General features: G+C 62.8%; 22 protein-coding genes. 7 read left to right on the plus strand and 15 right to left on the minus strand.

The window, feature by feature from the left end:
- The first annotated feature begins 60 nt into the window (after positions 1-60).
- The 3 genes from K3F44_RS22620 (at position 61) to K3F44_RS22630 (ending at position 2,117) form a co-directional block, all read left to right on the plus strand.
- Complete coding sequence (locus K3F44_RS22620; RefSeq protein WP_188035251.1) at positions 61-750, plus strand: hypothetical protein; 690 nt, start codon at positions 61-63, stop codon at positions 748-750.
- A 108-nt stretch (positions 751-858) separates the two neighbouring features.
- Positions 859-1,494 (plus strand): hypothetical protein, encoded by a 636-nt coding sequence (locus K3F44_RS22625; protein ID WP_220633006.1) that lies wholly within the window; start codon positions 859-861, stop codon positions 1,492-1,494.
- Positions 1,494-2,117, plus strand: coding sequence for a hypothetical protein (locus tag K3F44_RS22630; protein WP_220633007.1), 624 nt, complete (start codon positions 1,494-1,496; stop codon positions 2,115-2,117). Before K3F44_RS22625 ends, K3F44_RS22630 begins: the two co-directional genes overlap by 1 nt.
- Here K3F44_RS22630 and K3F44_RS22635 read toward each other — a convergent pair.
- The 14 genes from K3F44_RS22635 to K3F44_RS22700 form a co-directional block, all read right to left on the minus strand.
- Entirely contained in the window at positions 2,114-2,710 is a 597-nt protein-coding gene (locus tag K3F44_RS22635; protein ID WP_101316065.1) for a MarC family protein, read from the minus strand. The genes K3F44_RS22630 and K3F44_RS22635 overlap by 4 nt on opposite strands.
- 95 nt (positions 2,711-2,805) lie before the next feature.
- Positions 2,806-5,583: a hybrid sensor histidine kinase/response regulator gene (locus K3F44_RS22640; protein ID WP_101316067.1), complete on the minus strand. Its 2,778-nt coding sequence runs from the start codon at positions 5,581-5,583 to the stop codon at positions 2,806-2,808.
- A 139-nt stretch (positions 5,584-5,722) separates the two neighbouring features.
- Positions 5,723-7,015 carry a phosphoribosylamine--glycine ligase gene (gene purD / locus K3F44_RS22645; RefSeq protein WP_220633008.1) on the minus strand — a complete coding sequence of 431 codons (1,293 nt, stop codon included), beginning with the start codon at positions 7,013-7,015 and terminating at the stop codon, positions 5,723-5,725.
- Between the two features lie 109 nt (positions 7,016-7,124).
- Positions 7,125-8,732, minus strand: a complete 1,608-nt coding sequence (gene purH / locus K3F44_RS22650; RefSeq protein ID WP_101322931.1) for a bifunctional phosphoribosylaminoimidazolecarboxamide formyltransferase/IMP cyclohydrolase — start codon at positions 8,730-8,732, stop codon at positions 7,125-7,127.
- Between the two features lie 79 nt (positions 8,733-8,811).
- Positions 8,812-9,132 (minus strand): DNA-binding transcriptional regulator Fis, encoded by a 321-nt coding sequence (gene fis, locus K3F44_RS22655; protein ID WP_101316071.1) that lies wholly within the window; start codon positions 9,130-9,132, stop codon positions 8,812-8,814.
- Positions 9,129-10,142, minus strand: a complete 1,014-nt coding sequence (gene dusB / locus K3F44_RS22660; RefSeq protein WP_220633009.1) for a tRNA dihydrouridine synthase DusB — start codon at positions 10,140-10,142, stop codon at positions 9,129-9,131. The genes fis and dusB overlap by 4 nt, the downstream gene beginning before the upstream one ends.
- 173 nt (positions 10,143-10,315) lie before the next feature.
- The gene (locus K3F44_RS22665; RefSeq protein WP_220633010.1) at positions 10,316-11,677 is read right to left on the minus strand and encodes a DUF3426 domain-containing protein; all 1,362 of its coding nucleotides are present in this window, start codon (positions 11,675-11,677) and stop codon (positions 10,316-10,318) included.
- 28 nt (positions 11,678-11,705) lie between these two features.
- The gene (gene prmA, locus K3F44_RS22670) at positions 11,706-12,599 is read right to left on the minus strand and encodes a 50S ribosomal protein L11 methyltransferase (protein ID WP_103435904.1); all 894 of its coding nucleotides are present in this window, start codon (positions 12,597-12,599) and stop codon (positions 11,706-11,708) included.
- 165 nt (positions 12,600-12,764) lie between these two features.
- Complete coding sequence (gene accC / locus K3F44_RS22675) at positions 12,765-14,120, minus strand: acetyl-CoA carboxylase biotin carboxylase subunit (protein WP_101316079.1); 1,356 nt, start codon at positions 14,118-14,120, stop codon at positions 12,765-12,767.
- 17 nt (positions 14,121-14,137) lie between these two features.
- Complete coding sequence (gene accB / locus K3F44_RS22680; protein WP_103435906.1) at positions 14,138-14,596, minus strand: acetyl-CoA carboxylase biotin carboxyl carrier protein; 459 nt, start codon at positions 14,594-14,596, stop codon at positions 14,138-14,140.
- Between the two features lie 100 nt (positions 14,597-14,696).
- Entirely contained in the window at positions 14,697-15,149 is a 453-nt protein-coding gene (aroQ, locus tag K3F44_RS22685) for a type II 3-dehydroquinate dehydratase (RefSeq protein ID WP_101316084.1), read from the minus strand.
- Positions 15,150-15,327: 178 nt separating this feature from the next.
- Positions 15,328-17,097: a protein-disulfide reductase DsbD gene (locus K3F44_RS22690; RefSeq protein ID WP_220633011.1), complete on the minus strand. Its 1,770-nt coding sequence runs from the start codon at positions 17,095-17,097 to the stop codon at positions 15,328-15,330.
- A gap of 78 nt (positions 17,098-17,175) precedes the next feature.
- Positions 17,176-19,137, minus strand: a complete 1,962-nt coding sequence (locus K3F44_RS22695) for a methyl-accepting chemotaxis protein (RefSeq protein ID WP_220633012.1) — start codon at positions 19,135-19,137, stop codon at positions 17,176-17,178.
- Between the two features lie 131 nt (positions 19,138-19,268).
- Positions 19,269-20,606 (minus strand): diguanylate cyclase, encoded by a 1,338-nt coding sequence (locus K3F44_RS22700; RefSeq protein ID WP_101316090.1) that lies wholly within the window; start codon positions 20,604-20,606, stop codon positions 19,269-19,271.
- A 245-nt stretch (positions 20,607-20,851) separates the two neighbouring features.
- Between K3F44_RS22700 and K3F44_RS22705 the strand changes: the two genes are divergently transcribed.
- From K3F44_RS22705 to speA, 4 genes are all read left to right on the plus strand, one after another.
- Positions 20,852-21,919 (plus strand): DUF2333 family protein, encoded by a 1,068-nt coding sequence (locus K3F44_RS22705; RefSeq protein WP_150573731.1) that lies wholly within the window; start codon positions 20,852-20,854, stop codon positions 21,917-21,919.
- A gap of 2 nt (positions 21,920-21,921) precedes the next feature.
- Positions 21,922-22,458: an NUDIX hydrolase gene (locus K3F44_RS22710; protein WP_101316094.1), complete on the plus strand. Its 537-nt coding sequence runs from the start codon at positions 21,922-21,924 to the stop codon at positions 22,456-22,458.
- A 213-nt stretch (positions 22,459-22,671) separates the two neighbouring features.
- A complete protein-coding gene (locus K3F44_RS22715) occupies positions 22,672-23,043 on the plus strand; it encodes a translation initiation factor Sui1 (RefSeq protein WP_101316096.1) in 372 nt (123 codons plus the stop codon).
- A 151-nt stretch (positions 23,044-23,194) separates the two neighbouring features.
- Positions 23,195-25,108, plus strand: a complete 1,914-nt coding sequence (speA, locus tag K3F44_RS22720) for an arginine decarboxylase (protein ID WP_101316098.1) — start codon at positions 23,195-23,197, stop codon at positions 25,106-25,108.
- A gap of 215 nt (positions 25,109-25,323) precedes the next feature.
- Here speA and K3F44_RS22725 read toward each other — a convergent pair whose 3' ends face one another.
- Entirely contained in the window at positions 25,324-26,661 is a 1,338-nt protein-coding gene (locus tag K3F44_RS22725) for an MATE family efflux transporter (protein WP_101316100.1), read from the minus strand.
- Positions 26,662-26,723: the final 62 nt, after the last annotated feature.

Consider the following 26,723-nt stretch of genomic DNA (forward strand, 5'->3'; position numbering starts at 1 on the left):
AAGGCCTGCGCATAGGGTGGTAATCCCTGAATCACAGGGGCTACCACCAAGGATTTATTCATGTCTGACAGCAACGATATTGCGAGCACCAACACCGCCGTCCTGGTCCAGGATTCACTGCTCGCCTGCGGTGCCGGGATGACCCAGCAAAGCCGTAACGACGTCAAGAATGCCTTCCACTTCGCCACATTGGTGGCCGATAAACTGTATGACCCACAAATTCAAAGCAAGGCCTGGTACGACCAGTTTCTGAAGGCCATGCAGGATTGCGGGTTTGTCGCCGCGCGCCGCAGTTTCGAACTCGAAACGGCATCTTCGGTGACGGTTACCGTCGGCGCAGTGGTGTTTCGCGTGATGTCCGCTGCCGGTGCTGCTGCGCTGGGCGGGCCTGTTGGTGAGGCGTTTAGCAAGCTGGCCCAGAAAGCGATCGACAAGCTCGGTTCGATCGATAGCGAAAAGCGGATCTTCATCAGCGATCGAAAGAATAAGCGTAGCGGCATGGTCGGGCTGGGTGCGTGCATGGAAACGCCTGAAGGTGAGGTGGTGCTGGTGATGAGCTGCGTCAACGCCGCAGCGCCCGAGTCCAACACTGACCTGCTCGGCGTGGAATGGAACATTACTTCCTCGGAGTACTACGCCGGCGGCGCGGTGTTGTCGTTCAACCGAATGATCTACGACCGCGTACGTGAGCACATCGAGACCAAGCTCGGCGTGCGCAGTGTTGAAGACATTCTCGAGTACGAGATCTGAGCAGGCTGACGGCGACATGCTTCGCCGTCATTCCAACGACTTGCAGGCAGCAGGCATCCCATGCAAATACAGAATCACGCCCTGGTGCTGGTCGCCGGGACAGTGTTGTTGACTGATCCACAGATCAGCCCATCGCAGCGTCAGGCAGCCATTGATAGCACGCTCTACGCGCAGCTGGTCGCGAACAAGCGTGCGGGCAATCGCTTTACCGAGCCGACCACCTGGGACCGCGCTTATCGAGCAGTGTATGCAGAGCTGGGCTGGCTCGTGACCAGTCAGGCGCACGATGAGCAGAGTGTTCCGGGCGTTGCCGGGCTGGCCATCTCTCCAGCGCTTCAAGCGTGGTTCGGGCAGGCAGGCATCGATGGCGGTCAGGTCTTGCGCAGCGTCTTCGAAAGCTTGCGCGAGCACCCAGATGGGCTGCGGCAGCTGCAAGGTTTCATCCGCTCGGACACTGCAGACGGGCATTTGGCAAAGCTGGAAATCGGCCTGATGGACGCGGACATGCGTCTGCATCTGTGCAGCCTGAGCTGGCAGTCCACGGCCGCTGTCGAGGTAGCCGAGCAGCCCAGCCTGAGCGAAATCGCGACGTTGCCGGCGGAGGTCCAACTGCGCTGCCTCTCACTGCTGTGCGACGCGCAGTCCTTTGAAACAAAACGCAGCCAGTTACGCATGTTGATGGACAAGAAACAGCATGAACACGCCTATGTGCTCGAACTGCCCACGCAGAACAGGAGGATGTAATGGCAAATACCCAAGCAGCGGTAATCGGCTCGTCGATCGTGAGCTTCCTGCCCGGTCTTGATGGACAGCAGTGCGACGCGGTAAAGACGGCGGTTGCCTTGGCCGAGCGCGCCACCCTGAGCGTGTTCAATGAGGGTCTGGTCGAGGACTGGTTGAGCTACTTTCGTAACCAGCTAAAGTTCATGGGGTGGGATGCGGTTGCGCCAGAGGACATACATTGGCCGACGGATCAACGGTCAAAGCTGGTGGACAAAGCGCTTCAGACCATTGCCGCCACGGCAGGTGAGCACTTTGCCGAGTCCACCGATCTTGCCCTGCGCCGGTTGATGGCCAGCCCGGCCGCCCTGGGTACCTTCGAGCGACAGGCCGCCGAGCGACAGTGCCTGCAATTTCTTCCTTGTTCGCCGGCCGGTAACGGTCGAGTCGACATGGTGCTGTACTTCGAGACTGACAAGAAGACTCGCTTCGCGACCGGCTTCATGGAGCGCAAACGTAGCTACCATAAAGTCTCTGCCGAGCTGGTGCGGTTCAATGTCCGAGCATTCATGGACACGCACCTGCCCAAGGTTCTTGCCAGCACGGTAGAGCAGGCGCGACTGAGTATCCACGAGTACCAGATCTAGTTAAGCAAGTAGCCCTTGATCCCGGTAAAGATGATCTGCGCAGCCAGGGCACAGACGAACAGCCCCATCAAGCGGCTGACGATCTGCAAGCCCTGGTCACCCAGGATTCGTTCGATACCGTGCGAGAGGTACAGCACCAGGCCGACAGTGAAACTGGCCAGAGCAATACTGACGATTGCCAGTAGCTTGTCATCCCAGTGCGGCTGGCTGACGCCCATCACCAGCAGCGCACCGATGGTGCCGGGGCCGACGGTCAGCGGGATGGTCAGCGGTACGATGGTTACGTCCTGCTGTACGTTGTCGCTCTGCACCGCCGGCTTGCCCTGGGCCATGCTCAGCGCAGAAATGAACAACACACTGCCGGCACCGATACGAAAGGCGTCGGCAGTGATGCCGAACACGCCGAAGATCACCCGGCCAAACAGGTACAACAGCACGCTGGCAATGAGCACGGCAATCGCCACGCGCCAGGCCAGTTGCTTGCGCTCCTTGCTGGAGTGGCCGCGGGTCAGGCTGATGAAGCAGGACAGCACGAAGAACGGGCTGTAGAGCACAAGCATCTTCAGATAAACGCTGAACAACTCATGAAGCATGGCCAGGATCCATGGCGATGGGATGGGTGCGGCAAGTGTATCAGCCGCTCAGGCGGTGGGTTTGAGCTTTGCCCGGCTGCGCTCAGCGCTGCCGGTCATGATGCATCCACCTCAGCGGCTCTCGCCTCGCGCTGCCCGGCCCAGTACTGGACCAGTTCGCGCAGTTGCGACAGCTCGACCGGCTTGGCCATGTGGCCGTCCATACCGGCCAGGCGTGCACGTTCCTTGTGCTCGCTGAGGATGTGGGCGGTCAGCGCGACAACCGGCGTGCGCTGGCGCTGGTTGGCCGCCTCCCACTCGCGCAGGCGAATGGTCGCTGAGAATCCATCCAGCACGGGCATCTCGCAATCCATCAAGACCAGATCGTAGCGACGAGCCTGCATGGCCTGCAGGGCCTCCTCGCCATTGCTGGCGGTATCAGGTTCCAGGTTGAGCTTGCCGAGCATGCCGCGGATGACCTTGGTCGAAATGCTGTTGTCTTCGGCAACCAGCACGTGGAAGTCGGCTGGAACTTCCAGTGTCGCCGGCGGCATGCCCAGCGCGACCGGCGGCGTGGCCTGCTCACGTCCGCGCTGGGCCAGCTCTTCAGCGAGGGTGGTTTTCAAGGTGTAGCCGGCCACCGGCTTGGCGAGGATGCGCTTGACCCCGGCGTTGCGCGCGATGACCTTGCTCGGGGCGTTGCTGATGCCGGTCAGCATCACCACCAGGATGTCGTGGTTGAGGCTTGGGTCTTCCTTGATCTTGGCTGCCAGTTGCATGCCGGTCATGCCGGGCATGTTCTGGTCGAGCAGGACCGCGTCGAAGTAGTCGCGCAGGTGCGCCTTGGTGCGCAGCAGGGCGAGCGCTTCCTTGCCCGACGGCACGGCGCTGACATTCATCCCCCAGGCACTGCATTGCTGTACCAGGACCTTGCGACAGGTATCGTTATCGTCGACCACCAATACTCGTGCGTCGCGCAGCGGGCCGTCCAGGTCGGCCGGTGGCTGCTCCAGACGCGACGGGTCGAGCGGCAGGGTCAACCACAGCGTGTTACCCATGTTGCTGCTGCTCTTGATGCCGAATTCGCCCTGCATCAGGCCAATCAATTGTTTGGCGATCACCAGCCCGAGATGGCCACCGAGCTTGTTGCTGGAAAGAAACTGATGGCTGTGTAGCTCGGCCTGCAGCAAGGCTTCGCGCTCGGCCGGTGGCATGGCACTGCCGCTGTCTTGGACGGCAATGCGCAAACGCGGCAGCTCGCCGCGTTGATCCAGTGCCACCACCAGCAGGATTTCCCCCTGCTCGGTATTTTTCAGCGCGTTTTCCAGCAGGCTGGAAAGGGCCTGACGCAAGCGCGTTGGGTCGCCGCTGATGACCCGCGGGACTTGCGGTTGGGTAAAGCTGATCAGCTCGATGTTGCGTTGTTCGGCCTTGGCCCGAAAGATATTCAGGCAATCTTCGATCAAGGCGTTGAGGTCGAACTGCACATCGTCCAGCTCGATCTGCCGCGACTCCAGCTTGGAGATGTCGAGGATCTCGTTGATCAAGGTCAGCAGCTCGTTGCCGGCGCTGTGGATGGTCTGCACGTAGTCGCGCTGCTTGACCGACAGCGGCGTGCCCAGCAACAGCTCGGTCATGCCCAGCACGCCGTTCATCGGTGTGCGGATTTCATGGCTGATCTTGGCCAGGAACTCGGCCTTGGCGTTGAGCTCGGCGTCGCTGGCTGCCAGCGCGCGGCTGGCACGGAAGCGGTCCTCATTGATGCGTCGCAAGCGTTCACTCACTGCCAGGTTGAGCAGCAGGCCGCTGCTTACCGTCAGTGCCAGCAGAATGCACAGCAACCATGGCGTCGGCGTGCGGGTCAGGCCGAGCAACGCTGGCAGCAACACCAGCCCGCCGAGGTTGTACACCAGCATTGCCAAGGCGAACAAACGTGCCGGGCTGTAGCCCTTGTACCAGTGATAGCTGCTGACCAGCAGCATGCTTGCGCTGCCAATCGCGAGCAGGGCGTAGGTCATCAGGTTGAGCGGCAGGGTGTCGACGAACAGCAGGATCAGGCTACTGACGCCAACCAACAGCATCTCGCCCTGCAACAGCCGATTCAGCCGCGGCGAATTGCCGGTACTGAAAAAGTGCTGGGTGAAGTACAGACCGGCCAGCCCGGCCATGACCAGGGTCAGGTAGGCGGCAGGCGTTTGCGCACTGTGCCAGACGTGCCACCAGGGCCCGCTGAGGTTGAGCAGGATCAGCGCGCTGAGCAGCATCAGGCCGTGGTAAAGGGCAAGAATCAGGGTGGTGCTCGAGCGCACGTAGAGGAAGCGAATCACGTTGTGCAGGATCAGCATGACCAGACCGCCGAACAACAGGCCGAACAACAGCAGCAAGTGTTGGTCGCCCGCAGCCTCGGCAGCAGACAGCAGGCTGATGGCTGGGCGCAGTTGGTGTTCCGAGACCAGGTGCAGGTAGACGTCCAGTGGCTGGCTGCTGTTGGGTAAAGTCAGCAAGTGGTCACTGCCGAGCAGGGTCGGCTCGCTGCCGGTGTTGGCCTGCGGACCATGGTGGCGCTGGCGCAGCAGTTTGTCACCGTTGAGCACGTACAGATCGAGGCGGGACAGGTCGGGAGCGAAGATGCGCAGCAGGCGTTGCTGGTCATCCGGTTCCAGCCGGTAGTGCAGCCAGAGCGCTTGATCAGGCTCGGCAGCCTCCAGCTCGTTGAGCTGGAGGGGACTGAATTGGTTGCGGTAGCGTTCGGAGCGTACATCGCTCAGTTGCAGGTTGGCCTGTTCATCGAGCAGCAGCGACCAGCCACCACCTTGCTCGGCCGAGGCCGGCGGCAGGCAGAGCAGGGTCAGCAAGCTGACGAACAGGGCAAGGGCAATCCGAAGCCGACGCAAGACGAGATCCTTTCTTAGCGGGTGTGGCGAAGCACAACTATGCGCGGCGGGTGAAGGCGAACGCAAGGCCCATCGGCATCCTGTCGACGAGCCGAAGGCCGTGCACCAAAGGGCGTCACGGCCATTCGCCAAAGCGCTGTTACTGCGCTTCACCACGCTCGCGGGCAATGGCCCGGTAGCCGATGTCGGTGCGGTAGAAGCTACCGTCCCAGCTGACTTCCTTGGCCAGGCGGTAAGCCTGTTCCTGGGCCTGGGCGACGGTCTGGCCGAGGGCAGTGGCGCACAGCACGCGGCCGCCGTTGGTCACGACCTGGCCGTCCAGCAACGCAGTGCCGGCATGGAAGACCTTGCCTTCCAGCTTGGCCGCAGCGCCGAGACCGTGAATGGTAGCGCCCTTGGCGTAGTCGGCCGGGTAACCGCCGGCAGCCAGCACGACACCCAGGCTTGGCCGCGGGTCCCATTGTGCTTCGACCTTGTTCAAGGCCTTGGCGAAGGCGGCTTCGATCAACAGCACCAGGCTCGACTCCAGGCGCAGCATGACTGGCTGGGTTTCCGGGTCGCCGAAGCGGCAGTTGAACTCGATCACCTTGGGGTTGCCGGCCTTGTCGATCATCAGCCCTGCGTACAGGAAGCCGGTGTAGACGTTGCCTTCGGCGGCCATGCCGCGCACGGTCGGCCAGATCACCTGGTCCATCACCCGCTGGTGCACTTCGGCGGTAACCACCGGGGCTGGCGAGTAGGCGCCCATGCCGCCGGTGTTCGGCCCGCTGTCGCCGTCGCCGACGCGCTTGTGGTCCTGGCTGGTCGCCATCGGCAGCACGTTTTCACCGTCGACCATGACGATGAAGCTGGCTTCTTCGCCGTCGAGAAACTCTTCGATGACGACCCGCGAACCTGCATCACCAAAGGCGTTACCGGCGAGCATGTCGCGCACGGCGTCTTCGGCTTCCTGCAAGGTCATGGCAACGATCACGCCTTTGCCCGCAGCAAGGCCGTCGGCCTTGATCACGATCGGCGCGCCGACCTTTTGCAGGTAGGCCAGGGCTGGCTCGACTTCGGTGAAGTTCTGGTAATCCGCGGTAGGGATCTGGTGACGGGCCAGGAAGTCCTTGGTGAATGCCTTGGAGCCTTCAAGCTGGGCAGCGCCCTTGGTTGGGCCAAAGCAGTCGAGCTTGCGGCTGCGGAACAGGTCGACGACGCCGGCAACCAGTGGCGCTTCCGGGCCGACGATGGTCAGGTCGACGTTCTGCTCGGCGAAATCGGCCAACTGCTCCAGAGCGGTCACCTGGATGTCGACGTTCTCGCATTTGGCTTCGGTGGCGGTGCCAGCGTTGCCTGGGGCGACGAAGACTTTTTCGACACGTGGGTCCTGGGCAACTTTCCAGGCCAGGGCGTGTTCACGGCCGCCGTTGCCGATGATCAAAACTTTCATGTCTAAAACCTCGGAAATCTCTTGGGCGGTAGGCCGAACCTACCGCGCTGTATTCGCGGTACGAGGTCGCAACGCAGCAGATGCCTGCTTCAGTGCGGCCGATTGCCGATCAGTGGCGGAAGTGGCGCATGCCGGTGAACACCATGGCGATGCCGGCTTCGTCGGCAGCAGCGATCACTTCAGCATCGCGCATCGAACCACCTGGCTGGATCACTGCAGTGATGCCGGCCTTGGCAGCGTTGTCGATACCGTCGCGGAACGGGAAGAACGCGTCCGAGGCCATGACCGCACCTTGTACCTGCAGGCCAGCATGCTCGGCTTTGATTGCAGCAATGCGTGCCGAGTTGACGCGGCTCATCTGGCCAGCACCGACACCGATGGTCTGGCGCTGCTTGGCGTAGACGATAGCGTTGGACTTGACGAACTTGGCAACTTTCCAGGCGAAGATCAGGTCGTGAATTTCCTGCTCGCTCGGCGCGCGCTGGGTAACGATCTTCAGATCGTCGGCGCTGATCATGCCGATATCGCGGCTCTGCACCAGCAGGCCACCGTTGACCCGCTTGAAGTCCCAGCCAGCGCTGCGCTCGGCTGGCCACTCGCCGCACTCGAGCAGACGCACGTTCTGCTTGGCGGCTACTACGTCACGGGCAGCCTGGGAGATCTTCGGCGCAATGATCACTTCAACGAACTGGCGCTCGACGATGGCCTTGGCAGTCTCGCCGTCCAGTTCGCGGTTGAAGGCGATGATGCCGCCAAAGGCCGACTCGGTGTCGGTGGCGTAGGCCAGTTCGTAGGCCTGACGAATGCCGCCTTCGTTTTCCGGAACCACGGCAACGCCGCACGGGTTGGCGTGCTTGACGATCACGCAGGCCGGCTTGACGAAGCTCTTGACGCACTCGAGGGCGGCATCGGTGTCGGCCACGTTGTTGAACGACAGCTCTTTGCCCTGCAGCTGGGTGGCGGTAGAGATGCTCGCTTCGCCCTTGTTCGCTTCAACGTAGAACGCCGCGTTCTGGTGCGGGTTCTCGCCGTAGCGCATTTCCTGGGCTTTGACGAACTGGCTGTTGAAGGTGCGCGGGAACAGGCTGCGGTCGGAAGTCGACAGGGTCTCGGCAGCCTGGTTCACGGTGCCCATGTAGTTGGCGATCATACCGTCGTAGGCGGCGGTGTGCTCGAACGCCTTGAGCATCAGGTCGAAGCGCTGAGCGTAGGTCAGGCCACCGGCCTTGAGGCTTTCGAGGACCTGGCCGTAGTCACCGGCGTTGACCACGATAGCCACGTCCTTGTGGTTCTTGGCTGCCGAGCGAACCATGGTCGGGCCGCCGATATCGATGTTCTCGATTGCGGTCGGCAGGTCGCAGCCAGGCTTGGCGATGGTGGCTTCGAACGGGTACAGGTTGACTGCCACCAGGTCGATTGGCTTGATGCCGTGCTCGTTCATGATCGCGTCGTCGGTGCCGCGACGACCGAGGATGCCACCGTGGATTTTTGGATGCAGGGTCTTCACCCGGCCGTCCATCATTTCAGCGAAGCCGGTGTAGTCGGCCACTTCCACCGCGTCGACGCCATTGTCCTTGAGCAGCTTGTAGGTACCACCGGTGGACAGGATCTCGACGCCGAGCTGTTGCAGCTCGCGAGCGAATTCGAGGATCCCGGTCTTGTCGGAGACGCTGATCAGGGCGCGGCGGATCGGCAGGCGGGTAGTCTGGTCGGTCATTTCGGATTCCATAACGCGGTGGAGTCAGCAAAAAAGGCGCCTCCTGCGGGAGCCGCCTTTTCTGATTGGGATTCTGGCCTTAGAGCAAATCGTACTGCTTGAGCTTCTTGCGCAGGGTGCCACGGTTGAGTCCGAGCATCTCGCTGGCTTTGGTCTGGTTGCCCTTGACGTAATTCATCACACTTTCGAGCAGCGGCGCCTCGACCTCCGAGAGCACCAGGTTGTACACGTCCGTGACGGAGGCGCCTTCGAGGTGGGCGAAGTAGTTGTGCAGCGCCTTCTCGACGCTGTCGCGCAGGGTCTGGCCCTCCTCGCTCGGCGTATTCAGGTGCTGCTTGAGGTTGGCGTTGTCGCTCACGGGCGTTGTTCCACTCACTAAAGTCTCGGTCATCATCGTCATGCGGCCACCCCTTGTTCGTCCTTTGTTTCAAGGCTCTGTCGGCATTCGGAGAAAAACTCGCGAACGTTGGCGCATTGCGCGTGTGTCTCATCCAAAGCGTTGAACCGGGAGCGGAACTCCTTGCCGCCGGGTCGGGTTGCCAGGTACCAGCCAACGTGCTTTCGGGCGATACGTACGCCCATTACATCGCCGTAGAAGGCATGCAGCGCGGCCAGGTGCTCCAGCAAAATGCGTTCAACTTCGTCCAGCCCTGGCGCCGGCAGGTATTCACCGGTCTGCAGGTAATGCTCGATCTCGCGGAAGATCCACGGCCGGCCTTGGGCCGCACGGCCAATCAGCAGGCCGTCGGCACCGGTGGCGTGCAGCACCGCCCGGGCTTTTTCTGGCGAGGTGATATCGCCATTGGCAAAGACCGGGATCGACACTGCCTGCTTGATCGCAGCAATGGTGTCGTACTCGGCTTCACCGGTGTACAGGTCGGCACGTGTGCGGCCATGCACCGCAAGCGCCTGGATGCCGGCCTGTTCGGCAATTTTTGCCACGTTCAGGCCGTTCTTGCTCGAACGGTCCCAGCCGGTACGTATCTTCAGGGTCACCGGGACATCCACTGTGCCAATGACGGCGTCGAGGATCTCGCTGACCAGCACTTCATCTCTCAATAAAGCAGAGCCTGCAGCTTTGTTGCAGACTTTTTTTGCCGGGCAACCCATGTTGATGTCGATGATCTGCGCGCCGGCCTCGACATTGGCCCGGGCCGCCGCCGCCATCATCTGTGCGTCACCCCCGGCGATCTGTACCGAGCGCGGCTCGGGATCACCTTCATGGATGCGGCGCAGACGTGACTTGCGGCTGTCCCACAGGCTCATGTCGCTGCTGACCATCTCCGACACCACCATGCCTGCGCCCAAGCGCTGGCAAAGCGTGCGGAAAGGCTGGTCCGTAACCCCGGCCATAGGCGCAAGGATCAGGTTGTTGCGAAGCGTATATGGGCCGATGCGTACCGCCGACATAGGTGTTCCCTGTTGTGGGGCCGAATCATTGAGGTCAAAAAGGGTGGGCATAATACCCGCTCTGGATGACTGGATAAAGGTCAATTTGGATAAAATCTGAACAGCTGCGGCCTTATGCCTCGCAGTTCTGGACAAGCTGCAGGCGCCGGTAAACCGGCGTCTGCAGGCAATTGTCACTCCGGCGAGCGGAAGCTCAGGCTGTAGTTGACGGCCTTGGGGCCCGGGTCGAGGATATCCAGGGCGATATGGATAGGCGTCTGGCTGGGCATTTCGCCGCGCCCGGCCAATTCACCGGAGAGGTACTCGCTGGGTTTGAAGCGACGACTGGCAATCGACTGGCCGTTGAGGTCGGCAAAGCGCAGTTCCAGCAATGGGAACGGTTGGGCAAACGGCGCGCGGTTGTAGATGATCGCGTCGACGATCAGGGCGCCCTTGAAGTCCGGATGGCTGCGCACCACCAGGTTGCTGCTCTTGATCCGGGCAATGTCGACCCGGGTCGGCACCTTGCAGCCCAGCGTCGGGCACAGTTGCTGGAACCACGGCCGGTACTGGTCCTGGCGGGCCATTTCGTCGAAGTGGAACCACACGTACTGAAAGGCCAGCAAGCCGGCGGCAAGCAGGGTCAGCGTGCCCCACAGCAAGCGCTTGCCCCAGTTGACCTGGGGCTTTTGCCAGTCCAGCTGGAGCGGGTCGTCGACCACATCGATCAGCGGCTCCTTGCGCCGGTTGGCGCGGCTGTTCAGGCCCGGTTCGATACGCTCATCGAGCGGCTGCTCGAGTTCATCGTCGTGGGCGTCCAGCGCTGACAGGTTTTCCTTGCGGCGGCCATCATCGAACGCCGACAGGCCGCTTACAACCGTGTCATGGTCGTCGTCGGCGGCCAGAGACTCGCGGCTCAGCGCTTCGGCTGCGGTCAACGGCGCGCCCAGCGTGGGCTGCTGGCGGCTGGGTTGATCGTCCGGGTCAAGCACCAGGCCAATGCTTGGCTCGGTGCGTTCGCGGGGCGATGGCTCGTGCTCAAAGGCTTCCTGCTCAAACGGCTCTTGCTCAAGCGCTTCGGGCTCGATCAGTGGCGGCTCGAGGACCAGCGGTGAAGGCTCGCTCAGAGGCTCGTCGGTGGCGTTACCGAACGGGCGGCCGACGTCTTCGTCCGGGTCGTGCACCTCGCGCACTGCCTGCAGGGCATCGCTGCGCGCCTCGCTCTGGCCTTCGCTGGCCCGATCGCGACGCTCCAGATTGGCTAATGCCTGGTCCAGGTCGATTTCGTCAAAGGCCTGAGCGCTGGCCTGCCAGTCGTCCTGGCTCGGCGCCGGCCCAGCAGGCGCTGGTGCTTCGACCGGGGTAGCCAGCTCCGGCTGCGCAGGCGCCGTCTCGGCAGTGGCTACGCGGTTTTGCTCGAGCAGTTGCTTGGCGGCGTTGAACACTTGCAGGCACTGGCCGCAGCGAACCACCCCGCGGGCCACGCTCAATTGATGATGCGTGACGCGAAAGCTGGTCTGGCAATGCGGGCACTGGGTGACGAAACTGTCGGTCATGCGGCGATCCGGGGGGCTGTGCAGGTGATTATTTCAGGCCTGCCGAGCGACGGCGGCCACTGATGCGAACCCAGCCGTCGCGGACGACGATCGGGTCCAGGTCAAAGTCTGCAGCATAGGCGGCGGCGACTTCTTCACCCTGTTCGGCGAGGATCCCCGATAACGCCAGCAGGCCGCCCGGTCGTACCAGGCCCGACAACTGCGGCGCCAGCGAGACCAGCGGGCCAGCCAGAATGTTGGCCACCAGCACGTCGGCCTGCATCGCCGGCATGTCTTCAGGCAGGTACAGCGGGAAGCGCTCGGCTTCGATACCGTTGCGCCCGGCGTTGTCGCGCGAAGCTTCCAGCGCCTGCACATCGATATCGGTACCGACCGCTTCGCGCGCGCCCAGCAGCAGCGCAGCGATGGCCAGAATGCCCGAGCCACAGCCGAAGTCCAGTACCTGCACGTCAGCCAGTTGCTGGCCGTCGAGCCACTCCAGGCACAGCGCGGTAGTCGGGTGGGTGCCGGTGCCGAACGCCAGGCCCGGGTCGAGCAGCAGGTTGACTGCTTCCGGCTCAGGGGCTGCGTGCCAGCTTGGCACGATCCACAGACGCTGACCAAAACGCATGGGCTGGAAGTTGTCCATCCAGCTGCGCTCCCAGTCCTGGTCTTCGATGACTTCAGCCTGATGCTCGGGCAGCTCGGCGTTGGTCAGCAGGCGCAGGTGAGCGAATACCTGTTCAGGCTCAGCGTCGGCTTCGAACAGGGCCAGCAGGTGGGTGTGCGACCACAGTGGCGTGGTGTTGAGGTCCGGCTCGAAGATCGGCTGATCTTCGGCGTCCATGAAGGTTACCGAGACAGCGCCTACTTCGAGCAGGGCATCTTCGTAGGTTTCGGCTTGTTCCGGGCTGATGGCCAGACGTACTTGCAGCCAGGGCATGGCGGGTACCTTAAAAAATCTGTGGGGGCAGCGACTGGGCTGCGCGAAGTAGGGCAGTTTACTTCAGTGTGTGCGGTTTGTGCGCGTGGCGAGGCAAGCGAGGCACGAGCGGCAATAAAAAACCCCGGCACAGGGCCGGGGTTTGTTCAGCGCATCACTTCAAGATCAATCCTGGTTGGCCAGTTTGTGCTCGAGGTAATGGATGTTGACGCCACCTTTGCAGAAACCTTCATCGCGCACCAGGTCGCGGTGCAGCGGGATGTTGGTCTTGATACCGTCGACCACGATTTCGTCGAGGGCATTGCGCATGCGCGCCATGGCTTCGTCGCGATCCTTGCCGTAGGTGATCAGCTTGCCGATCAGCGAGTCATAGTTCGGCGGAACCGAATAGCCGCTGTACAGGTGCGAATCGACCCGCACGCCATTGCCGCCTGGAGCATGGAAGTGCTTTACGGTGCCTGGGCTCGGGATGAACTTGCGCGGGTCTTCAGCGTTGATCCGGCATTCCAGCGAGTGGCCGCGGATCACCACGTCATCCTGAGTGAACGACAGCTTGTTGCCAGCGGCGATGCTGAGCATCTCCTTGACGATGTCGATACCAGTGACCATTTCCGAAACCGGGTGCTCGACCTGAACACGGGTGTTCATTTCGATGAAGTAGAAGCGGCCGTTCTCGTAGAGGAACTCGAACGTGCCGGCACCACGGTAACCGATGTCGATGCACGCCTTGACACAGCGGGCGAAGACTTCCTGACGCGCTTGCTCGTCGATGCCCGGGGCCGGCGCTTCTTCGAGAACCTTCTGGTGACGGCGCTGCAGCGAGCAGTCACGGTCGCCGAGATGGATTGCCTGGCCCTGGCCGTCGGACAGCACCTGGACTTCCACGTGACGTGGGTTGGTCAGGAACTTCTCGAGGTAGACCATCGGGTTGCCGAACGCAGCACCGGCTTCGGTACGGGTCAGCTTGGCCGACGCGATCAGGTCTTCTTCATTGTGCACCACGCGCATGCCGCGACCACCGCCGCCGCCAGCGGCTTTGATGATCACCGGGTAGCCGACTTCACGGCCGATGCGCAGGGCTTCTTCTTCGTCTTCCGGCAGTGGGCCGTCGGAGCCTGGTACGGTCGGTACACCAGCTTCGATCATGGCTGCCTTGGCCGAAACCTTGTCGCCCATCAGGCGAATGGTGTCGGCTTTCGGGCCGATGAAGGCAAAGCCGGACTTCTCGACCTGCTCGGCGAAGTCAGCGTTCTCGGCGAGGAAGCCGTAGCCTGGGTGGATGGCGGTAGCGCCAGTCACTTCGGCGGCAGCGATGATCGCCGGGATGTGCAGGTAGGAATCCTTGGACGACGCAGGGCCGATGCAGACCGATTCGTCCGCCAGACCCAGGTGCATCAGCTCACGGTCAGCCGTGGAGTGCACAGCGACGGTCTTGATGCCGAGCTCTTTGCAGGCCCGCAGGATACGCAGGGCGATTTCGCCACGGTTGGCGATCAGGACTTTTTCCAGCTTCGCAGACATCGTTGGCTCTCCGAGGATCAAACGACGGTGAACAGCGGCTGGTCGAATTCAACCGGCTGACCGTCTTCCACCAGGATGGCGTCGATGACACCGCCGATTTCGGCTTCGATGTGGTTCATCATCTTCATCGCTTCGACGATGCACAGGGTGTCGCCTTTCTTGATGCTCTGCCCGACTTCAGCGAAGTTCGGCGAGGTCGGCGATGGCTTGCGGTAGAAGGTACCGACCATTGGCGAACGGACCACGGTGCCTTTGAGCACTGGCGCGGCGTCGGCAGCAGGGGCGGCAGCGGCAACCGGAGCAGGCGCGGCTACTGGAGCGGCGGCCATCGGTTGTGGCGCGAAGTACTGCTGAGCAGCTGGGGTCTTGCTGTGACGGCTGATGCGAACGGACTCTTCGCCTTCCTTGATCTCCAGTTCGTCGATGCCGGACTCTTCCAGCAGTTCGATCAGCTTTTTGACTTTACGGATATCCATTAATCAGCAACTCCCAAGGTTCGGTCGGGGACGTAAATTGAAAACGTGTCGAAAACGTTTCTCTATGACCTCGGCCCGCAGGGGCCAAGGCCTTGTTTCATCAGGGCTGTGCGCTTGCAGCCAGCTGTTCCAGAGCTGCCTCCAGGGCCAGTCGATAACCGCTGGCGCCGAGACCGCAGATCACCCCTACCGCAACATCGGAGAAGTAAGAGTGATGCCGGAACGGTTCACGCTTGTGCACGTTGGACAGGTGCACTTCGATGAATGGGATGCTCACCGCCAGCAATGCGTCACGTAATGCGACGCTGGTGTGGGTGAAAGCAGCCGGATTGATCAGGATGAAATCGACGCCTTCGTCGCGCGCGGCGTGTATCCGATCGATCAGCTCATACTCGGCATTGCTCTGCAGGTACTGCAGATGGTGGCCTGCGGCACGGGCACGCTGCTCCAGATCCTGGTTGATCTGGGCGAGGGTGGCGGCACCGTAATGACCCGGCTCGCGGGTACCGAGCAGGTTGAGGTTGGGGCCGTGCAGCACCAGTAGGGTAGCCATCTGCGGGTTCCTTGGTCTTGTAGGGCAATACGACATGCGCGGCGACTATGCCGCAAAGCGAGTAGGTGTGTCCAGTTCCCGGCAATAGCCAGCACGTTGCCCGAGATTCGCGCAAAGTATGTGACCAAATGTTTAAATTTGGTCACCGCAGGCTGCGAACAGCGCAGTCAGCAGGAAGTTATAGCCCGAGTTGGCCGCGTACGCGCGTGAGGATCTGTGCAAAATCGCCGGCGTTTATTTCACCAACCACACGATCGCTGCTCATTTCGCTGCCGTTTGCGGCAAAGAACAGCAGTGCCGGCGGGCCGAACAAGCGATAGCGGTCGAGCAGGCTGCGCTGCTCGACATTGCTTTCGGTGATGTCGAAACGCAGCAGCTTGAAGGTGCCCAACTGCGCCTGCACCTGCGGTGCGCTGAGCACCTCATGTTCTATCACCTTGCAGCTGATGCACCAGTCGGCGTACCAGTCGAGCAGCACCGGTTGGCCGGCGGCCGAGGCCGCCGCCAGGGCTGCGTCGAGCGCCGCCGGAGTGGTGATGGTCTGCCAGGCATCGGCGCTGACTGCGCCTGCAGCAGCGGCTGGAGCCGCGCTGGGCAGTGGCCGCAGTGGGTCACCCTGGCCGCTGAGGGCGCCGTACCAGCACGCCAGGGCGTACACCAGCAAGGCCAGGCCGGCCAATTGCGCGAGGCGCTCGCGTGGCGTTTTCACCACCAGCTCAAGGGCGCCGAGGAACAGCGCTACGCCCGCCGCCAGCAGGCCGATCAAGAGCAAAGTCAGCGGCCCGGGCAAAACCCGGCTGAGCAGGCCGATAGCCAGACCCAGCAACAGCACGCCGATGGCATTCTTGACGGTGTTCAGCCACGGCCCGCTCTTCGGCAGCCAGGCCGCGCCGCCGGTGCCGATCAGCAGCAATGGCGCGCCCATGCCCAGGCCCAGGGCGAACAGTTTCAGCGCGCCGCCCAAAGCGTCACCACTGGCGCTGATGTACAGCAGGGCGCCGGCCAGTGGCGCCGACACACAGGGTGAAACCAGCAGGCTGGAGAGCACGCCGAGCACCGCGGCACCGAGCAGCGAGCCGCCCTGGGTGCGATTGGCCACGCGGTCCAGGCGATTGCTCAGGGCTTGCGGTAGCTTCAGCTCGAACAGGCCGAACATGGCCAGGGCAAACAGCACGAAGAACAGCGCAAACGGCACCAGCACCCAGGCCGATTGCAGCCGCGCCTGCAGGTTCAGCCCCGCGCCAAACACGCCCATCAGCGCGCCGAGGGTGGCGAAGCACACCGCCATCGGCAGTACATAGGCCAGCGACAGGCTGAAACCACGCCAGCCGCCGACCTGACCGCGCAAGACCACACCCGACAGGATCGGCAGCATCGGCAGTACGCAGGGGGTGAAGGTCAGGCCGACACCGGCGAGGAAGAACAGCAGCAACGCTTGCCAGTCCCAGCCGGGCGCGCTGCTTGGCGAGCTGGCTGCACCAGCCGCATCGATGGCAATCCTTGCGGTTTCCGGCGGATAGCACAGGCCTTTGTCGGCGCAGCCCTGGTAGCCCACCAGCAGGGTAAAGCCGCGGTTGTCAGCGGCAGGTCGCGGCACGACGATATCGAGCACGCCGTGATACACCTCGACATCACCAAAAAACTCGTCGTGCTTGGCCTCACCGGGCGGAATCTGCGTCGTGCCCAGAGCTACATCGGCAGGCTCGCTGCGGAACTGGAAGCGGTGGCGATAGAGGTAGTAACCGTCGCTGGCGACGAAACGCAGGGTGATGTTCTGCGCATCACTGCTGACCAGGCTCAACTTGAACGCTTCATGCACCGGCAGGAAGTCGCTGTTGTTACTCAGGGCAGAGGCACCGAGCGTGGCACTGGGACGGTTGTCGAGCAGGCCAGCGGCGAAAGCCGGGCTGGCCAGCAGCAGAAACAGCAGGAAAAACAGGCGGCGCATGGCGGACTCGCGAGGTCGAACGTGGGCGCATGATAGCGGACTTGGCGGGCATTGGGGGCGCCCGCCCGGCACCCTTGTTTAAACGCGGAATGCAGCCACTGCAGTGTTCAGCTCGCCGCCCAGCTTGAGCAATTGCTCGCCTTGTTCACGGCCTTCGCCGATGCGCTGCAGGTTGTCTTCGCCCAGTTGGTGAATGCGCTCGCTGTGGTCGCGGATGTCGCTCACGGCGCCGGTTTGTTGCGCCGTCACATCGGCGATACGCCCAGCGGTGTCGGCGATGGTGCGGATTGCCGTGACGATTTCATCCAGAGCGCCATCTGCCGTCTGCGCCTGGCTGGCAGTGGCCTCGGCATGCTCGAGCTGGGTGCGCATGCCATTCACCGAGTCGCGCGCGGCCAGTTGCAGGCGGTCGATCAGTGCCTGGATTTCGCCGGTAGCGCCAGTTGTGCGCTGCGCCAGCGAGCGCACCTCATCGGCGACCACGGCAAAGCCGCGGCCCATCTCGCCGGCGCGAGCCGCTTCGATTGCGGCGTTGAGCGCCAGCAGGTTGGTCTGTTCGGCAATCGAGCGAATCACCGTGAGCACACCGCCGATGGTCGCCGACTCCTGTGCCAGTTGTTCGATCATCTGCGCGTTGCCCTGGACTTCATCAACCAAGGTACGCAGCCCGGAAAGGCTCTGGCCGATCACCCGCTGACCGTGCTCGACGGCACTGCCGGCCTCGCGACTGGCCTGGGCCGCAGCGCTGGCATCGCCTGCCACTTGCTGAATGGTCGCTTCCAGCTCGCCCAGGGCATCGCGGATCTGCGCGGTGTCACCGGCCTGGCGTTCGGCGCCTTGGTGCAGGCCGCTGCTCATGCCGGCCAGGGCATGACTGCTGCCAGCAACCTGCTCGGCGTTGGCGCGCAAGGTCGCCACCAGTTGCACCAGATACTGGCGCAGGTGGTTGAGCGAATCTTCGATGTCGTGCAGTTCGCGGTTGGTCTTGCCCAAGGAAATGGGCTGGGCAAAATCGCCCTCGGCCCAGCGTGACAGTGCTGGTGCAAGGCTGCCGAGGGTTCCCGCCAGGCGCCGCTGGAGGCTGTCGATGAGCAGCGCGATGAACAGAATCAAGACGATCATCACGCCCTGAATGATGCGCACCTCGGCGGCGATGCTGGCGTGTTGCGCGCGTACCTGCGGCTCCAGCCCGGCAATCGCTTGCTGCACCGCCTCGAGCCGCTCGCGGGTGCTGTTGGCCAGGGTTGCGCGCTGATCGATCTGTTCGCGGGTGCGCTGCAGTTCGGCGCGATAGCGGCTGAGCAGGCTCTGCAGATCGCGCTTGAGGGCCACGGCGACGTCTTCGCGCTGCTCGCTAGCCTGGCTTTGCAGGCCCATCAGCGCGGCGAAGTCGTCAGCGCCGGACTCGGCCGCGCGGGTCACACCCAGTAGCGGCAATGCTGCAATCTGCTCGGCCTGAACACGTACCTGCTGTAATTCGCGTTCGACTTCTTCAGCCAGCTCGGCGCGCCCACTGCTGACCAGCTTGTCGCGGGCCAGCGATAAACGGCCCAAATGCACCGCTGCGTCCAGCAAGGGCGCCAGGTAGCGCTGGGCCTGCTCGCTGGTGCTACCTTGGGCGTAGCCAGCCAGCTGTTCGAGAGTGCCGCCCAGTTCGCGTTCGGCCTGCAGCAGCAAGGCTTGCGGATCACCCGCCAGCTTGCCGGCGGCCAGTAGCTGATTGCCGGTGAATGCCTGCAACTCGCCGAGGCTGGGGCGCAGTTGCTCGGCCAGAGCTTCGGGCCAGTCAGCAAGCGCTGCCTGCAACTGCTGGTTGCCCTGCACTGCGGCGGCGTGGCGTACGGCGTCGCCGCTGGTCAGGTAGGCCTGGGTATCGCGCTCGATATGGTTCTGAAACTGCTGCGACAAGCCCAGATAGCGTTCCATCAGCAGATAGGGGCGCTCCAGCGCTCGTTGTGACCACCACAGGGTTGCGCCCAGGGCAATGCACACGGCAACGAGCAACAGGGTATTGAAATTGGTCAACCACTTCAGGCGCATGGCGCAGGCTTCCGGCAGCGTGGAGAGAGGTAGGTGCCTGAAGTTATTGCGATTGCATGACGGGGTGATGACGGAGGAGGGTGCTGCGCTGGAGAATTATGGCCTTTTGCCTTGACCGGGGCTGGCGCCGTTTACGCGGGGTCTACCCGCACCACGCAGTTGCGCCCGGCATGCTTGGCCCGGTACAGCGCTTCGTCAGCGGCACTGGCCATGCTCAGGGCATCGTGCGCTTGATCCAACTGCACCACGCCGGCGCTGAAGGTGCAGTGCAGGTCATGGGGTTGGGCCGGATAGATGATCTCGGCAAAGCGCCGGCGGATCTCGTCGAGCACCTTGTAGGCCGCGCTCAGCGGCGTATTGGGCAGCACAATGGCGAATTCCTCACCGCCGTAACGGCCGATGTAATCGGTCTTGCGCAGGCGTTGCTTGAGGAACAATGCCAGGCTCTTGATCACCCGATCGCCCATGGGGTGGCCGTGGCGGTCGTTGATCTTCTTGAAGTGGTCGATGTCGAGCATGGCAAAGCTCAGCGGCTGCTGTTCGCGGCGGGCGCGGAAGCTGCAGTCTTCCAGCAATTGCAGGATATGCGTGTGGTTGTACAGACCGGTCAGGCTGTCGCGGACCATCCTCGCCTTGAGATGACGCGCGCGCACGGCGCGGTTGCGTACCGTGGTCAGCAGCTGGCGTGAACGCACCGGCTTGGTCAGAAAATCATCACCGCCTTCGCTCATGGCATCGAGCTGCTTGTTCAGGTCGTCCTCGGCCGACAGGTAGATGATCGGCACGCTGACATAGCGGTCATTGTGGCGGATCACCTTGGCCAGCTCCGGCCCGGTACAGTCGGGCATATAGAGGTCGAGGATGATCAGGTCGGGCTGGAAGTCAGCCAGCTCGGCCATGGCGCGGATCGGCTCGGTCAGGCTGCGGGTGATCATCCCGGCGCTGTTGAGCACGCGCTCGGTATGCAGTGCCTGGGTACGCGAGTCGTCGATGATCAGTACTCGAAACGGGTCGTACTGAGTGGCGTTGGTCAGCATCTCGACCTTTTCCAGCAGGCTCGATGCTTCCAACGTACCGGTCATGAACGCCTGGCCACCGGCGCGCACGGCGGCCAAGCGCGTCGGCGTGTCGGTTTCGTGCAGGCTGAAGAACAGCAGCGGCACAGCCTGATCCAGCCCCAGCTGGGCCTGCGCCGCCAGCAGCAGGCCACAGCCCGGGCCGCTGAAGTCGACGTCCATGACTATCGCCGCCGGCAAGCGCTCGCGCATCGCCGCGCAGAACGCCTCGGCAGTGGCCAGTGCGTGCACCCCCAGGCCAAAGAATTCCAGCTGCTGCGCCAGGCGTTCGGCGCGGTCATGATCCTGCAGCAGGATATACACCGGTTTGCGCAACGGCGGCAGCGGCACCTCGTCGACGTGATCGCTGCTGCGCTTGGCGCGCTCGTGGCTGGGCTGTGGTGACTGGATCATGGCTGACTACTTATTATGGGGGAATGCAGCTTCGATGATGGCTGTATGCTAGCACCACTTCTGCAAGCTGCGCGTGTGCCAGGTCAACATTGCGTCTGGTCCTGTTATTCAGTTGCTGACCGCCCGGTCGCTTATGCGCAAGCCGGTGTCTGCTTTATAGTGGGTCGATGTGGGCTTGCCGTGGCACCCTGGCCGTAGCCTGAGGTCCAAGCTCTGAACCGTCGTGACTGATTAAGGACAATGCCATGCTGGACTGGAAAAACCGTGAGGCCACTGCCGAGCCTCGTGAGCGGCCCGACTCCCGTCGCGCCGCCGCCCGTAGCTACCTTGGCGGCCTCTGGAGCCGCGCTCTTGGGGTTGTGATCGGGCTGTACCTGCTGGTCTGTATCGGCCTTGGCTGGTACTGGAGCCAGGAGCCTGACCTGTTCCCGGTGCAGCAGAATGCCCAGGCCAGCGCCGAGCGCAGCGGGCAGAAGATGGTCATTGGCTACACCACCGTCGAGACGCTGAAAACCGTTGCCGCCACCCTGCTCGACAAGCCGGGCGGTTACATTTCCAACGACCGCTTCCCGCCTGGGCTGTGGATGGACAACATGCCGAGCTGGGAATATGGCGTGCTGGTGCAGGTGCGCGACTTGTCGCGGGCACTGCGCAAGGACTTCGCCCGTTCGCAGTCGCAGTCGACCGAAGACGCCGACCTGGCCAAGGCTGAGCCGCGCTTCAACTTCGACAACAAGAGCTGGATTCTGCCTTCGAGCGAGTCCGAGTTCTCTGAAGGCATCAAGTCGCTCGAGCGTTATCAGGCGCGTCTGGCCGCAGGCGACAAAGGCGCGATCTTCTATACCCGTGCCGATAACCTGAACAACTGGCTGGGTGACGTAGCCACCCGTCTGGGTTCGCTGTCGCAGCGGCTGTCGGCCAGTGTCGGCCGGGTGAAGCTGAACAGCACCCTGAAGACTGAAACCGTGGTGGCTGGCCAGGTGCCGCAGCTTGATGAAGAGCTGGTGGAAACACCATGGATGCAGATCGACAACGTCTTCTATGAAGCACGCGGTCAGGCCTGGGCGCTGTCGCACCTGTTGCGCGCCATTGAAGTGGACTTCGCCGATGTGCTGGCGAAGAAGAACGCCACGGTTAGCGTGCGCCAGATCATTCGTGAGCTGGAAGCTTCGCAGGAAGCGCTGTGGAGCCCAATGGTGCTCAACGGTAGCGGTTTCGGCATGTGGGCCAACCACTCGCTGGTGATGGCCAACTACATCTCGCGCGCCAACGCTGCAGTGATCGACCTGCGTCAGCTGCTGTCGCAAGGCTGAGCATGACCATCACCCCGGCCGAGGCTGCCCACCGGGCGGCCTCGGACCTCGAACTGATCGCCTGGGTCGACGAGCATGATCAACTGCTCGGCGCCATGCCGCGTGCACAGCTGCGTGAGGCAGGGCTGATAGGCCGCTGCACGTTCATTCTGCTGTTCAACAGCGCCGGCTTGCTCTGCATCAACCGCCGCTCCCTGAGCAAGGCGGTCTACCCGGGGTACTGGGACGTGGCCGCTGGCGGCATGGTGGCGACCGATGAGAGCTATGCCGAATCGGCGGCCCGCGAGCTGGCCGAGGAACTCGGGGTGACCGGCGTCGAACTGCGCTTTCATGAGCGGTTCTATTTTGACCAGCCGGGCAATCGGCTCTGGTGCGGCGTGTTTTCGGCGGTCTGGGACGGGCCGTTACGCTTGCAGCCGGAGGAGGTCAGCGAGGCGCGCTTCGTCAGCCTGGCGCAGGTCGACGACGAGCGTCAGCGCTTGCCTTACTGCCCGGATTCACTGGTTGCGCTGCAGCGCTATCAGGCAGGCTTGAGCTAGTCTGCGGCCCGGAGTCTGCGTCAGGTCGTAAAACCTGCGCAAAATGGCGCAATCCAGTACTTAGCAAGCGGCGCAATTATCGTTACACTGCGCGCCCTTTTCGGGCTGTCGCAGCTTTTGCGTCAGTAGCGCCGCCCCTGCCAGAGTGGGGCTTCGCGGTCGGCTCCAGGCAACGGAATCGACCAGTTTTTGTCCTCAGCAAGAGGAACAAAAGTGGCCAAGAAAGCTTCTTCCTTTTCCGCCTTGAGCGGTCTCGTTTATTCCACCGATGCCGGTCGGCACTGCCCCGACTGTGGCCAGCCGGCGGACGCCTGTATCTGCAAGCAGCAAGCCATCCCCGAAGGTGACGGTATTGCCCGTGTGCGCCGCGAAAGCAAAGGCCGCGGCGGCAAGACGGTGACCACCATCAGCGGTGTGCCGTTGGCGCTCGAACCCTTGAAAGAGCTGGCTGCCAGCCTCAAGCGGCGTTGTGGCACCGGTGGCGCCTTGAAAGACGGCGTTATCGAGATCCAGGGCGACCACGTCGAGCTGTTGCTGGCAGAGCTGACCAAGCAAGGCTTCAAGGCGAAAAAGTCCGGTGGTTGAATCACCAGGCGATTTTTTCCCCCGAGCTTTCTAAACTCGATTCCGTAACCAGGGTCTACCCCTGGCATGGACGAATCGTCATTTTTCGCTTTTACACTGCCGTCGCCTTGTCGCCAAGGCAGTGTCTTCGACTTATCTACAGGGGACTTGAATGTCCGTACGACGCACACGCAAAGACGATGGTAGCCAGTGGACCGTGGCCGACAGCCGCAGTGTTTATGGCATCCGCCATTGGGGCGCTGGTTATTTCGCCATCAATGAAGCCGGGCGCGTCGAAGTGCGCCCCAACGGCCCCGACAGTGCCCCCATCGACCTCTTCGAACAGGTTGACGAGCTGCGCCAGAGTGGCCTTTCGCTGCCACTGCTGGTGCGTTTCCCGGACATCCTGCAAGACCGCGTCCGCCAGTTGACCGGCGCTTTCGACGCCAACATCGCGCGCCTGGAATACCAGAGCGAGTACACCGCGCTGTACCCGATCAAGGTCAACCAGCAGGAAGCGGTGGTCGAGAACATCATCGCCACCCAGAACGTATCGATCGGCCTTGAAGCCGGCTCCAAGCCAGAGCTGCTGGCGGTGCTGGCGCTGGCGCCGAAGGGCGGCACCATCGTCTGCAACGGCTACAAGGACCGTGAGTTCATCCGCCTCGCGCTGATGGGCCAGAAGCTTGGTCATAACGTATTCATCGTTATCGAAAAAGAATCCGAGGTCGCCCTGGTGATCGAAGAGGCTGCCGAGCTCAAGGTCAAGCCACAGGTCGGCTTGCGCGTACGCCTGTCGTCGCTGGCGTCGAGCAAGTGGGCCGACACCGGCGGTGAGAAGTCCAAGTTCGGTCTGTCGGCGGCGCAGCTGCTGTCGGTGGTCGAGCGCTTCCGCGCTGCCGGGCTGGACCAGGGCATCCGCCTGCTGCACTTCCATATGGGTTCGCAGATCGCCAACCTGGCCGACTACCAGCATGGCTTCAAGGAAGCGATCCGTTATTACGGCGAGCTGCGTTCACTGGGCTTGCCGGTCGACCATATCGACGTTGGCGGCGGCCTTGGGGTCGACTACGACGGCACCCACTCGCGCAATGCCAGCTCGATCAACTATGACATCGACGACTACGCCGCCGTCGTGGTGGGTATGCTCAAGGAGTTCTGCGATGCGCAGGGCCTGCCGCATCCGCACATTTTCTCCGAAAGCGGCCGTGCCCTGACCGCGCACCACGCGATGCTGGTGGTGCAGGTGACCGACGTCGAGAAGCACAACGACGAAGTGCCGACCATCGACAACAAGGAAGCCCTGCCCGAGACCGTGCAATGGCTGGTCGACTTGCTCGGCCCAACCGATATCGAGATGGTCACCGAGACCTACTGGCGTGCCACCCACTACATGGGCGACGTCGCGGCGCAGTATGCCGACGGTAAACTCACCCTGTCGGAAAAGGCCCTCGCCGAGCAGTGCTACTTCGCCGTGTGCCGCCGCTTGCACAACTCGCTCAAGGCCCGTCAGCGCTCGCACCGCCAGGTGCTCGACGAACTCAACGACAAGCTTGCCGACAAGTACATCTGCAACTTCTCGGTGTTCCAGAGCCTGCCGGATACCTGGGCGATTGGCCAGGTACTGCCGATCCTGCCGCTGCACCGCCTGGACGAAGAGCCGCTGCGCCGCGCCGTGCTGCAGGACCTGACCTGCGACTCGGACGGCAAGATCAACCAGTACGTCGACGAGCAGAGCATCGAAACCAGCCTGCCGGTGCATGGTATCAACGAGGGTGAAGACTACCTGCTGGGGATCTTCCTGGTCGGTGCCTATCAGGAAATCCTCGGTGACATGCACAACCTGTTCGGTGACACCGACTCGGTGAACATCTACCAGAACGCCGACGGCAGCGCCTACCACGCCGGGATCGAGACCCACGACACCATCGAGGACATGCTGCGCTACGTGCACCTGTCTCCGGAGGAGTTGATGACTCACTACCGCGACAAGGTCGCCAGCGCCAAGATCACCGCCCGCGAACGCACACAGTATCTGGATGCGCTGCGGTTGGGCCTGACCCGGTCTTCGTACCTGTCGTCGTAATGTACAAAAGGGCCGTTAGCGGCCTTTGCTGCACCTGAGACTTTGGGGCCGCTGCGCGACCCTTGGCGGGCAAGCCCGCTCCCACAGGGCTGTATGTGCCCCCTGTGGGAGCGGGTTCACCCGCGAAGGGCCGCAGAGCGGCCCCAGCTTTACTCGGCCAGCGCCCTGGTGGATATGGTCATCCTCGAATTGGCCGTTGAAAAGATCGCCCTAAATCACCCCAACCACCGCCCCTCTCGCTGCATCCGCCAGCCAACCCACCCCAGCGTCACCCCGCGCAACGCCATGAACCCAAGAAACGCCAGCCACAATCCATGATTGCCATACCCGCTGGCCATCCACGCCAATGGCGCCGCCAGCAGCAAGCTCAGCAGCATCGCATTGCGCATCTCACGCGCGCGGGTCGCGCCGATGAACAGGCCGTCGAGCAAGTAGCTCCACACGGCAATCAGCGGCAGCACTGCCAGGTACGGCAGGTACGGATAGGCCGCCTCGCGCACGCTGGCGATGTCGGTTTGCAGGTTGATGAACAAATGCCCGCCGAGCAGAAACAGCCCGGCAAAACCAATACTGACAATCAGCGACCAGCCGCCGGCGACTACCAGCGAGCGGCGCAGGGTCTGCCGGTCGCGGGCGCCGATGGCGTGACCGCACAGCGCTTCAACCGCATGGGCGAGCCCGTCGAGGGCATAGGCAGTCAGCAACAGGCCATTGAGCAGCAGGGCATTGGCCGCCACCGTCGCTTCACCGAGGCGTGCGCCTTGCACCGTCAGCAGCAGGAACACCAGCTGCAACGCCAGGCTGCGCAGGAAGATATCGCGGTTGACCGAAAGCAGCGGCCGCCAGGCCTGCCAGCGGCGCAGTGCCGCCCAGGCGAGCTGCCCAGGATAGCGGCGTAACGCCGGTCGGGTCAGAGCCAGGCCGAGCAGGGCGGCGCTCCATTCGGAAATCACCGAAGCCCGCGCCGAGCCAATCACGCCCCAGTCCAGGCCCAGCACGAACCACAGATTGAGCGCGATGTTGAGCAGGTTGGTGGTCAGCAGGATCGCCAACGGCGCGCGCGCGTTCTGCGTGCCGAGAAACCAGCCGACCAGGGCGTAACTGGCCAAGGCTGCCGGCAAACCGAGCAACCGAGTGTGGAAGAAATCTTCGGTGGACTGATGCAGCGCCGCACTTGGGTTGATTACCTGCAACGCCAGTTGGCTGAAGGGTAGTGCCAACACCCCGATCAGCGCGGCAAAACCCAGCGCCAGCAGCAATCCCTGCACCAGCACTTGGCGTAGCGCCGCGCCATCGTTGCGCCCGGCGGCCTGGGCCGCGAAGCCCGTGGAGCCCATGCGCAGGAAGCCCATCAAACCCACCATGAAGGTGAACAAGGTCGCGCCCACGGCCACCGCGCCGAGCTGATGCGCATGCGGCAGGTGGCCAATCACCGTGCTGTCGACCAATGCAACCAACGGCACCGAGATGTTCGAGAGGATCATCGGTGCGGCCAGCGCCCAGACCTTGCGGTGGGTCAGGCGGTGGCGCCAGTCGGCGGACAGCGGGGGCATACGGACTCCTGTTGCGATCAAGGCTGAGATTGGCGGGGCGCCGTCGAGGCTATTCTAGCGAG

Origin of the sequence: Pseudomonas sp. S07E 245, assembly GCF_019599025.1 — a bacterium.
Lineage (GTDB): Bacteria > Pseudomonadota > Gammaproteobacteria > Pseudomonadales > Pseudomonadaceae > Aquipseudomonas > Aquipseudomonas shirazensis.